11 protein-coding genes and 3 pseudogenes are annotated in these 12,646 nt (G+C 55.4%); 1 reads left to right on the plus strand and 13 read right to left on the minus strand.

The genetic code is table 11. The annotated features are described in order from the left end of the window. Window positions 1-130 precede the first annotated feature (130 nt). From EXE47_RS16250 to EXE47_RS16305, 12 genes and pseudogenes are all read right to left on the minus strand, one after another. A pseudogene (locus EXE47_RS16250) lies at window positions 131-565 on the minus strand (hypothetical protein); the annotation flags it as partial. Window positions 566-770: 205 nt separating this feature from the next. Continuing rightward, entirely contained in the window at window positions 771-1,457 is a 687-nt protein-coding gene (locus EXE47_RS16255; RefSeq protein WP_089309424.1) for a hypothetical protein, read from the minus strand. After that, on the minus strand, window positions 1,458-2,132 hold the full coding sequence (locus EXE47_RS16260; protein WP_089309433.1) for a helix-turn-helix domain-containing protein: 675 nt from the start codon (window positions 2,130-2,132) through the stop codon (window positions 1,458-1,460). It abuts the gene before it with no gap. 101 nt (window positions 2,133-2,233) lie between these two features. Then, window positions 2,234-3,262, minus strand: a complete 1,029-nt coding sequence (locus tag EXE47_RS16265; protein ID WP_089309425.1) for a Cdc6/Cdc18 family protein — start codon at window positions 3,260-3,262, stop codon at window positions 2,234-2,236. Between the two features lie 161 nt (window positions 3,263-3,423). Continuing rightward, a complete protein-coding gene (locus EXE47_RS16270; protein ID WP_089309426.1) occupies window positions 3,424-4,578 on the minus strand; it encodes a Fic family protein in 1,155 nt (384 codons plus the stop codon). Window positions 4,579-4,743: 165 nt separating this feature from the next. Further along, window positions 4,744-4,974, minus strand: coding sequence for an exodeoxyribonuclease VII small subunit (locus EXE47_RS16275; protein ID WP_089309427.1), 231 nt, complete (start codon window positions 4,972-4,974; stop codon window positions 4,744-4,746). 42 nt (window positions 4,975-5,016) lie between these two features. After that, on the minus strand, window positions 5,017-6,387 hold the full coding sequence (xseA, locus tag EXE47_RS16280) for an exodeoxyribonuclease VII large subunit (protein ID WP_089309428.1): 1,371 nt from the start codon (window positions 6,385-6,387) through the stop codon (window positions 5,017-5,019). A 27-nt stretch (window positions 6,388-6,414) separates the two neighbouring features. Next, window positions 6,415-7,332 carry an ADP-ribosylglycohydrolase family protein gene (locus EXE47_RS16285; RefSeq protein ID WP_089309429.1) on the minus strand — a complete coding sequence of 306 codons (918 nt, stop codon included), beginning with the start codon at window positions 7,330-7,332 and terminating at the stop codon, window positions 6,415-6,417. A 108-nt stretch (window positions 7,333-7,440) separates the two neighbouring features. Further along, the gene (locus EXE47_RS16290; protein WP_089309430.1) at window positions 7,441-7,797 is read right to left on the minus strand and encodes a hypothetical protein; all 357 of its coding nucleotides are present in this window, start codon (window positions 7,795-7,797) and stop codon (window positions 7,441-7,443) included. Between the two features lie 160 nt (window positions 7,798-7,957). Beyond that, a complete protein-coding gene (locus tag EXE47_RS16295) occupies window positions 7,958-8,755 on the minus strand; it encodes an alpha/beta fold hydrolase (protein ID WP_089309431.1) in 798 nt (265 codons plus the stop codon). A gap of 166 nt (window positions 8,756-8,921) precedes the next feature. Then, on the minus strand, window positions 8,922-9,941 hold the full coding sequence (locus EXE47_RS16300) for a helix-hairpin-helix domain-containing protein (protein ID WP_089309432.1): 1,020 nt from the start codon (window positions 9,939-9,941) through the stop codon (window positions 8,922-8,924). A 287-nt stretch (window positions 9,942-10,228) separates the two neighbouring features. Continuing rightward, window positions 10,229-10,801, minus strand: a pseudogene (locus tag EXE47_RS16305) (IS1595 family transposase); the annotation flags it as partial. A gap of 109 nt (window positions 10,802-10,910) precedes the next feature. Between EXE47_RS16305 and EXE47_RS16310 the strand changes: the two are divergent. Continuing rightward, entirely contained in the window at window positions 10,911-12,185 is a 1,275-nt protein-coding gene (locus tag EXE47_RS16310; protein WP_137708516.1) for an IS4 family transposase, read from the plus strand. On the opposite strand, the pseudogene EXE47_RS16315 reads toward EXE47_RS16310, so the two are convergent. Beyond that, window positions 12,178-12,615: pseudogene (locus EXE47_RS16315) on the minus strand (IS1595 family transposase); the annotation flags it as partial. The gene EXE47_RS16310 and the pseudogene EXE47_RS16315 sit on opposite strands and share 8 nt — an antisense overlap. Window positions 12,616-12,646 lie beyond the last annotated feature (31 nt).

The raw sequence follows: 12,646 nt of genomic DNA on the forward strand, positions 1-12,646 counted from the left end.
TGCTGGCGACGTGGCGCCAGCAGGGACGCAATCCATACGAAGAGCTTCGTCGAGCCGTCAGTAACAATGAACTGATCTCACGGGCTCACGCTGTGCCGGCTGTCGAGACTCCGGGGTAAACACGTACAGCGTCTCTATCCGCTGGCTGCCCATCTTGTGTGGGGTTGTTGGCCGTTGACTCCCGGATGGACTGACTCACTGCCGCCGGGAGATCGCAGACAGCACCGTAATGCTGGTAAGCGGTGAAACCCCGTGCGACCTGGATACGGTCAAGTAACCGTTGGCTAGGGGCGATCTGGGCGAGTGTCGTCGTCGTTGCGTGTCCGTTTGCGTCGACCCAGAAGGCAGGGCCGTCGTGGAGGAGGAGATGATCGAGCACGAGCGACTGTAGAAGCGAGACACCACGGCCGCCGTCCACGTCGAGCAGCGTGATGCCGTCGTCGAGTGACGGCAGCAGTAACTCGTCTGTAGCTGGATCGGCTTGGTCCGCAAGGGACTGATTATGATCTGCACCTCGCGTCGGTTGCTCCACTGCCAGTCTGTTTGCTGTTGAGTCGTCTCCCATACTCAACTAGTTGTCTACAGTCCCGATAAGCCGCGGCGTGGCGCTTCCGCGTTTCAGGGAAGCACGAGTCACAGACTGATCTGCGCGCACTGCTTGTTTTTCGCTAATGTACGACCGCTTCCGAGAACGTTTCCAGAATCCTGTCCTACTCGCTGTGACGGTTTAACCAACGACTGATGCCGTTCGTAGTCTGTTGGTTAACTTGTCACAGTCGATCTCGCTGCCCAGATAGGAATGAAACGAGATCGTCAATCGCGTCTGTTGGTAGATCTTCTTGTCGGAAGACACCCTTAAATGAATCTTCGAACCCATCCTGTTCGAGTTGCTCCAAGACCATCTTGATCTGACTATCGAGCTTCTCTGGGTCGCCACGATGGACATGGCGTTCGATACGGTCGAACTCTGTCCGCGTGCTGATGACGACGAGGTCGCGAGTATCGGCCTTCCGTCCGCTGTGGAGTTTCATCGCGAAAAGAAGCGCTGGTTCCGGAATTCGGCCATCAAGATCTTCGGCGACGTCGAGTGGTTCGATTGTGCTGTGCTCGTGGAGATAGCGGTAGGACCACTCTGCGTCTGTCTGTCGACAGCCCATCGCGTCGACGAGCGCCTCGAATTTGACTTCGTTCTTTCCGACCCGCTTCGTGTACTGAATCATTCGGCCTTCGTACTCGTTCGAGACATCCTGCTCAAACTGTTTCTCGTATCCGAGGTCACGAAGGAGGACACCATAGTCGTCAAGTGCGGTGTCCGGGATCACGGTGTCAATATCGGTGGTGAACCGTGTTTGGAACGCGGAAACTGCCCAACCGCCAACAAGCACATACGGCAGTTCGGCCTCCTGTACCGCGCGGTGGGTGTCGATAAGCTCGGATTGACGCTCGGGGAGACTCATTCAATCCTTTCTGTTCGAGCTCATCGCACTGTGGTGCGACGCGTCGATGTCCCTGTCGTACTCGTTAGCGATAATCTCTAAGGCGGGCTCGTACGCTGGGCGATTCTCCATCATCTGGTCGACAGCGGTATCCAACGGGATGACGGGGGTGCCGTCGACCCACTCCGCATCGAAATTGTTGATCTTCGGGAACAACACGTAGTGGACGTTCCCGTTGACGTCGCTAGCATCCGGGCGTTCGTTGATCGTCGTGTCGATGCCAAACTGCTGGAAGAACGCAATCCACCGTTCGACATCGCGGTCGTGAACTTCGATGAACACCGGATAATCGTCGTGACTCCGTGCGATCTGGTAGCCGCCGTGCGTCCAGACGTACGCCGCGTCAATCTCCGTGTACGCGAACTCCATCCCAGCGAAGTGTGGGATGACGTAGGCATCCTCTTGAGAGATGGGGTCGCGGCTGTACAACGCAGCCATCATTTCAGCGTACTGCTGGCGCATCTCATGGTCGACGATCTGGAGTCCGTTATCGGTATTAACGATAATATCTGCGTTTTCTAACCGCTCAATCCAGTCGTATACCCATGAGTACGAGACGTCGACTTTGCTCGCGATGCGATTGATAGAATCGCCACGTCGAATCGCTAAGACAATCTTCGCAGCTGTAGGATCCATCAAATCGATCATTGTGGAAATCTCCTCTTGGCCACCATAGTAGTCTCGCTTCTAGTCATCTCTAAAGAGATACCAATAGATAGGCCTTCCGCCTAGATCGGCTACTGTATCGGCGACGCAGCCGCCGAATCGACAAGTGAATATTCTCGATCCCGACTCGTGCCCTCTGCTTCGAGGAGATTGTACTGCGCCATCTTCGAGAGGTACGTGCGGACGGTCCGTTTGGTTCGTGGGTCGTCGACGTCCTCGGTATAATGCTCGTAGATCTCGCTTGGTCCGAGTGGGCCGTGGTCCCGAACGATATCGTAGACAACTCGTTGGTGTGGAGTGAGTGAATCAAGGCTTTTCTGCTTAATCTGAGCGCGAGCATCCTCGGCGGCGTCCTGAAGGATGTCGTCGGCAATACTGTCGCAGTTCTCCCGATCAGCTGTGCTGGCTGCGCTGCGAAGCATCCCGATCGCAAGGCGGGCATCGCCAGCGGCGGCATCAGCGATCTGGTAGAGTTGGCCGTCGGTAATGACGCTATCCTCAAGCCCCCACTTCGTGCGAGCACTCAGAATATCGTAGAGTTGCTCATTGTGGTATTTGTCCATCCGGACGTGTTCGCTGGAGCGGAGGCGGCTCACAAGGCGATCGTCGACGCGGCTGAACAGCTCTTCTTCTTTGTTCGCAATACAGATCACCGCGAACTGCTCCATGCTGTGAAGATCGTAGATGAGACTCGGGTCTTCGAGTTGGTCGACCTCGTCGAGGATGACGACGGTTCGAGGACCGTCGTACTGTTGGAGCCGATCAATGAGCTCGTCGTGGGGTGTCGACTGACGGTGAATATCGATTGTCGCGCCGATGTCATCGAGGATCTGGTACAGCGTCCGGAAGCGGCTGTAGTTCCGCCAGCAGTTGACGTAGGTGGCCTCGACGTCGAGTACTTCCTCACGGAGCCGCTCGGTAACGAACTTCGAGACACAGGTTTTGCCGACGCCGCTTGGACCGGTGACGATGGCTGTGTCAGCCGGCTCGCCGTTCGTGATCGGCTCGAGAACGCTCGAGAGATGGTTCACTTCGGCGTCGCGATGCTCGACTTCTCGAGGGACGAACCCAGCGCGGAGGACGCGAGCATCACGGATCATCTGTCGATGAGTATCTATTCTCTGGGGAAGTGATAAAAGTATGATCGGGTCAATTCCGGAAAGGCCCTACGCGCCCTTGGATCGCTCCTTCTATCGCTTTGCTGTCTTCCGATTCCAATTGTGGAAACACATGGTTTCCGGAGACGCCTGGAATCTACTCACTAGTGCGGTGCCCGTTCGAGGATATCGAAGATATCGGCTGCTTTGTACTCCTGATTGCGCTGTTGGCCGGTCACTTCGACGACCAAGCCATCTGCTTCGATTTCATCGATCGCATTGTAGGCAGTCTGCCGGCTCACATCGAACTGTTCGGTGATGTCGGTTGCAGTGAAGTATGGGAGTTCGAATAGGTTTCGGGCGAGCTTGTGGCTCGTTTTTTCGCCTGGATACTGTGTTTCATACGCTCGCCGAAGTTCGATCAGTTCGAACGTCCGCTCGTAGGAGTCACGGGCCTGTTCCTCAATACCCTTGATGAAGAAAGCAATCCAGTCACGCCAATTTCCGTCTTCGCTGACCGCCCGCATCCGTTCAACGTACTCCTGTTTGTTCCGATTAAAATAGGCGCTCGGGTAGAGATACGGATCGGACAGATAGCCGGCCTCATGGAGTTGTAACACGATCAAGATGCGCCCCAAGCGACCGTTTCCATCTGAACAGGGGTGAATTGTCTCGAACTGGTAGTGGGCGATTGCCAAATCAATTAATGGGTGATACTGGCCTCCCATCTGAATGTACGCCTCAAGCGACTCCATCAACTCTGAGACGCTACTGGCTGGTGGCGGAACAAACGGCGACTGTCCACGATGTGGTGATGGAATGTGAACGTCACTGTCCCGCCACTCGCCGACAACGTCACCCTCATTCCGAACTCCTTCGAGAAGGGTCTCATGGAGTGATTTGAGCAACGCTATCGAGATCGATTCACCGCTTTTGATCGCCGTAAACCCGTCTCTGAGTGCGCGCTCGGCGTTGAGTACTTCTTGTAAATCGCGACTCACTGAGTCGGCGTCGCGGTTTTTGCTTCGCGTATGATATGCGTACACCTCATCCATCTCCACATCCGCGCCTTCAATTTCGGCGGTCTCGACTGCTTCGAGCCTGAGCAGTGACGTGTACAACACCGGTGCAAAATCGACAGTCGGGCTAATGCCATCGATACGTCCGAGCTGAAACGTCGCCTTCGATATCTTCGAGGTGAGCTCCTCATCGATCTCGATAGAGGACGATACGGGCAGTTTTTCTGGGATGTAGTAGGGATGTGGGTGCGACTCCCGGTAGTGGCCCGGCGCTTCCGATGGTAGATCCTGTGTTCTCATTTTGAATTAGATCGTGTCTGACGTGCCTTAGTCATATTGGACATAAACCAATTTGAATAGTGGGAGAAAAACGTAGTATGTAATGAGGGTTGCTAGTGGAGGGGAATCGACACCTCACGGCTGAGAGCCGCCATTTTATTCCGGATGTCTCGGCTGTTTCTGACCTTAGTCTTGAGTGGCGGATTCGCTGGCCTCAATATTGGCGTCTTCACCGTCGATCTCGATGATGTCACCGTCGCCAACGTCCAGCGCGTCACGAAGCTCCTCAAGATGGTTGTCTGCCTCTTCGCGGAGCTCCTTCGCCGTGGTGAGATCAACCTCTCCATCTTCGAGTGTCTCGGCAATCTCTTCAAGTCGATCGATGGTCTCGGCGATATTGACCTCACCCGTACTCATGGGTAATCGTTACTCGGGGCGCCCTTGAATACCGTGTTCCCATCACAGGATTCCACCCGCCCACAGTGCGACACCGAGCAGTAGCAAGCCAATGAGGACCAGGATGATTATCCGAAGCTGGCGGGCTTCCTGTTTTGCTTCTCGGACGTCCGTGTCCGTCTCAATATCTCGATACGCGCTTTCGATCCGGCGCTCAAGTGCTTCAGTTTCTTGGGTGATGTGTGTCTCGTACGCCCGATCAATACGGCTCTCAAGTCCGCCAATGCGTCCCCGCGCTGCCCGTACCGTGACAGCCTCTGTCTCCGCGGCGTGTTCGATCTCCTGGAGTGCTGTCTCGATCCTGTCGTCGACCGCATCAAGGCGTGATGCTGTAAGTGTCGTGTAGGCGGTATCGATCCGCTGTTCGAGATCGGCTGCTCGCTGGATACGTGCCTGCCGAGTTTCTGCCGCCCGTTCGAGCCCTACAACGGCGTTTTCGATCCGTCGATTGAGCGCGTCAAGCTGCTCGCTCACGACTGTTTCGTACCCGATTTGGAGCCGTCGTTCGATGGTCTCGACTCGCTCTCGGATGGTGCTCATCTCAGGTGTCGCCACGATCCCCGCGTCTGTCGGTGTCATTGCTGCCTTGTCAGCGACAGCTTCGGCGAGGGTCTCATCGTCTTCGTGGCCCACAGCGACGACTGTTGGGGTCACACAGTCCGCGATTGCTCGGACGACGGGCTCCTCGTTGAAACACCACAGCGTGTCGTCTGCGCCGCCACCACGCGTTACGACGATGGTGTCGATGTCTGGATCTCGATCTGCCTGTTGGAGCGCCCCGACGATCGATGCTGCGGCGTTTTTGCCCTGAACGGTCGCCCCAAAGAAGGTGAGCGTCACTTCGGGTGCGCGTCCCCAGGCGGACTCACGGAAGTCCTCTCGAGCCGATCCAGTCAATGAGGTGACGACACCGATGTTTGATGGAAACATTGGAAGTGACTGTTTTCGGTCGGCATCGAAGAGGCCCTCCTCATTGAGTTCGGCACGCAATGCCTCCAATTCCTGTGATCGATCGGAGTCGCCAACCGGCCAGTAGTTTTTGACGTTGAGTTGTGTCCGGCCGCCTTCGGCGTAGAAATCGACGTTTGCCCGGACGATTACCTCCTCGCCTTCGGTGATGGACTCGTCGATGCGGTCGCGATAAGACGACCACACAATACACTGGATGGTTTCCTCGCCGTCGACGTCTCGGAGCGTGAAGAACGTCCCGTAGCCCTTTGCTGTCGCATCGGATACTTCGCCGACAACGTACGTTGGGAACCGTTCCGCGGCGGATTCCAAAGTGGCAGCAATTTCGTCGTTGAGTCGAGACACAGACCAGGCCGGTTCGTCTATCTCCACGTGCCCACTTCCGGTATCGTCGTCGACGGCCATTCGAATCGGCTTATGATGTCGGGTGGTTTAGTTTATTGGCTCTGGTCCTTCGAGCTCCATCGCTAGTGCTTCGAGTTCGTCTACCTCGTCAATCGCTGTCAGCCATCGGTCTGGGAGCTGAGACGCGCCAAATCGGGCACCTGCGATGGCACCTGTGATTGCGCCGATCGTATCGGTGTCTCCACCTCGGTTGACGGCTGTCACAATTGCTTCCTCGGCGGCTGTGGTATGTAGCCCATCGTGGAGTGCTGTCTGGAGTGAGTGGATGACGTAGCCCGATGTCTCCAGCAGATCGGGTTGATCGCCACGTGCCAGTGGCCTAAGCGCGGCAGTCAGTTCATCCGGGGCGCTTGCGTCGACGTAATTGAGAGCGTCCTGTAACGGGGTGTCTACATCGTCAAGAAGGCCAGCAAGTGTGAGATTCAAAACGGCGCAACCGTAGGTACACCGTGGATCTGCGTGCGTGATCTGTGAGGATTGTCGACTCACTGTGACAAGTCGCTCCCAGTCGGTTGCGTATGGTATCGCGAGCGGTGGACACCGCATCACACTCCCATTGCCTGCGTTTTGGCCTTCGGGACTAGTCTCCCAGACGTGCTGGCCAGCCTCGCTCCAGTCGTCGCCGTGTTTGAGCCGACTCAACGACTTCATCGTCATCCGGCCGATATCGAATGGATTACTGTCGTACCAATCGACAAATCGAGACGCGATATCTGCTGGATCGAACGCTTGCTGCTCAACAAGACTGCGGGCAATACAGAGCGCCTGCTCAGTGTCGTCGGTGATTGTTCCCGCCGGCTGGTTCCACGTCCCGTGGCCAATCATCTCGTCGAGTTGACCGTGCTCGGCCGCAATTGAGGATGCCGACGAGAACTCAACCGGTCGACCAAGCGCATCCCCACACGCCAACCCCAAGAGGATCCCACGGGTTCGATCTGAATCCATGCGTAACTCAACTCTGGCTCTTATGGAAAAGTGTGGGTTGGTAGATCCGTTTCATAGCAGCCATTTTTAGGCTGCTTGGGGCACTCTTGTGTGTCGCCACGTCCACGGTCAGGCGTCGACGAATTCGCCGAGTGAGTGGTTCGGGCTATTACTGTTCCATTTGCCGATTTGGATGAGCTTGAACGCCTCTAGTGAGGCGTTGATCGTGTCGGCGATTTGCGTCTGGATCGCGGGTGGAAGACTTTCGACGGGAATCGCAGTGAGCGCATGCTGAGTGAGGTGGTAACTGGACGCGAGGTTCGTCGGAGCGATGATAATCACGCTTGCCCCGTCGACGTCGGCAAGTGCGAGCTGAGCATCCCGATACTGGTGGACGGTCGCATCCAGTTCTTCAACGGGAAAGAGGTCGTCAGCAGCACCGTATTCAATACTTGTCCCTGCTGAATTGTAATGTCCTTTGAGCATAATCAAGTTTTAATATATGTTCTACAAACATTAGTTTTGTGGTTGATGAGGCGCTGTTCTCCTTCACTACGCGCCATGCTCTTCGCATGATCCCGAACTCTAGATTCGAAGTCGTCTGTGTCCGAGCGATGAGACGCTGACTCGTGTGCTGGACACAGTATTAGTAGCGTGCTGTAATGAACGACGAAAGGACGTGGTTGAACTGCTCAGGCTCTTCAAGGAACGGACAGTGACCACTATTGGCGAAGCGTTCAAGCTGAGCGTCAGGTGTATTGTCGGCAACGTATTCGACACCACCATTTTCTAGCATCGTTTCGTCTTCACCAAGACACACGAGGGTAGGAACATCAACATCGGGGACCGCCTCCCGATAGTCGCGTACTGATTGGTCGAAGAGAATTGCGCTCGTGATCGAGGGAGGAACTCGTGTGATCTCATCGAAGAGCATCTGTTCAACAGAATCTGGTTCATCCACGAGCATCTCGTCAATAAGGGACCACGCCAGCTCGTGTGGGTTGGTTTGTGCGAGTTCCATGAGTCCACGAAGTTCGTCAAAGCCGAATACACCGTGCTCGTAATCCTCCTGTTCAAGATCGAGTGGCTGTTGTTCGACACTCACGAAGCCCCGGAACCGGTCTGTCCCAAACTGGCGGACGTACTCCCACGCCACAAGCGATCCCATTGACCACCCGACAAGGACAACATCAGAAAGATTCCGTGCGTCAAGGAACGCTTCCAGGTCACGGGCATACTGAGGGAGTGTATGACCCGTTTCGGTTTTCTCGGAGCGACCGTGCCCTCTGAAATCGAGGGTGATAACCTGATACTCGTCGCTGAGCGGCTGCTGTTCGCTGAAGAATCGGCTACTCATTAATACGCCGTGGAGGAAGACAACTGGTACTCCGTCTCCATCTGATTCGTAGTACAACTCAGCCCCGTTGACCGATTCTGTTGGCATATTGGCAGACGTGTCTAATGGTTGTTAGCTGTTATGACGGCGACGTGTTCAGATACGGTCGTTGTAGCACCCGAGCGTTTCACTGACCCGTAACCACCAGGGAGTACTCCCCTTCAATCGATGACTGTTGGCTGCCATCGGAAGAACATTCTCTTATCGGGCGTGACTACTGTGCGTCGAGCATGGAACGGGCAGCCGACCGAATTTCCGCTGCGGTTGTCGATCCGACCTGATACACGTCCGTCAGTTCCTCTTGAGACGCCTGTATGATATCATACGGGGTTTGATACCCCGATTCGTAGAGAAAGTATGCCTGTTGACCGGTGACGGCGTCAATATCAGCGACAGTCGGCCCGTACAGCAGCCGGAGTTTTGGAACCGCTTCGGATGCTGGAACGCCTGAAGCAGCAAGCGATGCGAGAGCAGGGTCGAATACGGATTCTGAAACACCTGTTTGGTCACGAAGCCGCTCGTCAGCGGGCTTGGTTCGTCCAACAATCTCGCGTGCCCCCTCGACGGCGACGGCAGCAACGCCCTCAGTGATTCCCTCGATGTCAGCAAGATACCCGGGCCGTGAGTCGGCAAGCGATTCAAGAGAAGTCACACCTCCCTCCGCGAGTTGATTCGCTCTCTGTGGTCCAATACCTGGTATACGCTCCAGTTCAGAGACGATCTCAGATTCCGTCCTCGTCGGTTCTTCAGGTGCTGTCGATTCTTGCTTGGCCTCCACAGAGTTGTCTGATTTGCCCCCGGTTTCATCGGTTTTCAGTGAATCAGGGAGAGATGGAAGGTCAACAATCTGGAGGTCCTCAGCAGAGACTTCATCACCAATCGGTGAGCGGTTAATTGCTGTCTGAACTCGCTCACTGTTCCGTTCAGCGATATTTGAGTCAGTAACATAGGAGATCAACGCCGACCGCTCATTTGGATTGAGAGTTCCATCAGCTGAGAGGTCATCGATGATAGCATCTACGTCACGCTGGTTTGGGAACCAAGCGTCGCCCATTGCCACGAAGACAGGAACAAACGGCTCAGGTACGGTGTCGCGTTCGGTGAGTCCCAACCCATCCGTGAGTACGATGATGGCTCTGTCATCTAGCGATAGTTGATATCGGCCGCCAGGAAGAGAGACTTCTAATTTTAGTCGATCGACTGAGTCACGAATCAGTCGCGTCGGTTGGCGCATGTCGCTTTATTTTCACAAGTCATGATAAGAGTTTGACTAGGCGAAATTTAGGCACGCATGATTGATGCGGCCCGACCCTACGCGGCCAGCCGTCACCTCACCCCTAGAAACTCCGTGACGAATTCCGCGACAACAGGTCTCAAGATACGAAGATCGAACTGTTGTACTTGATCTGATCTACATCAATCAGCAGTTCAATGTGAACTATTTTTATTTAGTGATGGTGAAAGACCATACTTAACCAACAATCGGTACTACCAGCGGTTGTAGGTTAAACCATTACGCTCTTATGTAGAACTACGGAAAGCCCCTATAACAAGGCAGTCAATGGTGATATCGACGGATGCGCCTGTGAGATTCAGCGATCTAATGATCCCGAATGTATGAGCGGCCTGTTCCAAGCCTTGCTTGGACAGGCCGCGGAACTTCCGCAGCCACGGTTGAACAAGCGAAAACAGGCATTCTGCCTGATTGATGTGGACTCCGTCAGGCGATACGTACCTCTCTTTGTGGACGACCGTTCGGTGATCCCGATCCATCTCGCGGTACGCTTGGAGTCCATCTGTCCAGACCTCTCCCAGCGGCTGGGAGAGGTCTTCAGCTTCCTGAATCACTGGCTCAAGATCACCTTCGTAATCGATACCGCGCTGTCCACGAATCACACGAAGTGAGTCGCGGCACGCCGCGACGAGCGTCAGCTGGTCACCGTGACGCCCTCGCCAACGTGATCGGCCAGTGCGCGACGAGCCGCCGCGAGAACGGCTGTTTCGCGGCGGCTCTTGACCTTTGTAACCAGAACAGACTTTGCCAGATTCGTCGACCTGTGTCGGTCCATCGACGGTCTGATTAAACAGTTCCCATCCGTCTTCAGTTAAGCAAGAAACCGCGTGATAGCGGAGGCTTATCGAGACATCTTTCGGAAGGAATGAGGAAGCCGAGTTTGTGCCCAACGGCTCCTCATCTCGAATTATGCGTCGGCTCACTACACTGTTTCCCTCTGAGTTTCTCGAAGAGCACGCCGAGGAACTCGGCGTGGTCGAACGTGACCGCAAGCTTCAGATCCCTGCCTTCGTCTGGACATTTGTGTTCGGTTTCGCCGCAGGCGAAAGCCGAACACTCGCCGGGTTCAGACGATCTTACAACTCAACTGCCGATGAGACAATCTCGCCCAGCGGGTTCTATCAGCGGTTGACGCCGACGCTTGCGGAGTACCTCCGCGACCTCGTCGAGCGCGGTCTCGACGAGGTCGCTGTTCCTGATGCTGTTGACGCTGATATCGACCGATTTAGAGACGTGATGATCGCCGATGGAACGGTGTTGCGGTTACATGAGTTTCTTTCAGATCAGTTCGAAGCCCGCCATGAGGAGCAGGCTGGAGCGAAGCTCCACCTGCTCCACAATGCCACAGAGCAGACGATCGAACGGATCGATACTGCTGACGAGAAAACACACGACAGCACCCTGTTCAAAACAGGGCCATGGCTTGAGAACCGCCTCATGCTGTTCGATCTCGCCTACTTCAAGTACCGCCGGTTTGCGCTGATCGACGAGAACGGCGGCTACTTCGTGAGCCGGCTGAAACAGAACGCGAACCCGGTGATTACGGCAGAATTACGGGAATGGCGCGGCCGCGCCATTCCCTTAGAGGGCAAGCAGCTCCGAACTGTTCTCGACGATCTCGATCGGAAGTACATCGATGTGGAGGTCGAAGTCGAGTTCAAGCGGGGGCCGTACAATGGGACACAGTCGCTGGATACGAAGCGATTTCGCGTCGTCGGCGTCCGCGACGAGGACGCCGACGACTACCACCTGTACATGACGAATTTAGCGAGGAAGGAGTTCTTTCCGGCGGATTTAGCGGAGATCTACCGCTGTCGGTGGGAAGTTGAGTTGCTGTTCCGGGAGCTGAAGACACAGTACGAATTGGACGAGTTCGACACGAGTGACGAACACGTGGTGAGGATCTTATTGTACGCAGCGCTGCTGTCGCTGCTTGTAAGCCGCGATCTGTTAGATCTAGTCACTGAGCAGGCGGATGATGAGCTTGTGTTTCCGACAGAGCGCTGGGCGGCGACCTTTCGGTCGCACGCCCAGCTTATGCTCCACGAACTCGGTGAGTTCCTCGGCTACTCACCACCGCCGCTGCTCGACCGGCTGATCGAAGACGCTCAAAAGATCCACAAGCGACGACCAATCTTACAAGAGACGCTCGCTACCGCTACACAACCGAGGTGTGAGGCTTAACTAAAGACCGATGAAACAGTTCCCAGGTGAGGGGGAAGCCGCGCTGAACCGCGGCTTCCGCCTCCCGAATCGCTGTGTGAATGGTTTTGTAAGCACGACCGAGCAGCGGCGCAATCTGGTTGATGCTCAGCAGTGTATCTGCGTAGAGGGTGAAAGCGAGAAGCACCTCTCCTGCGGTGAGGTGCTTCTCGTGAAATGGCGTTCCATGGGTGTATACTGGCTTAAATTCGCAATTACGACACCGAACTCGGTCGTGTTTCTCCCACGTCATAATGCTCTGGTGACCGCAGCGAGGACAGGATGTATTCTCCCAGAACCGCTTGAGTCGCCGCTCGATGCGCGCATCGAGCGGCTCGGTGTTGATCTCTATGACTCCTAGCTCGATCAACTGCCGAAACATCCCGCCGAACGCTGGCTGAGCAGAAGGCATATTGCCAGATTAGAACTGTCTGAGTGTAATT

Source organism: Halorubrum sp. GN12_10-3_MGM (assembly GCF_005435235.1).
GTDB lineage: Archaea > Halobacteriota > Halobacteria > Halobacteriales > Haloferacaceae > Halorubrum > Halorubrum ezzemoulense.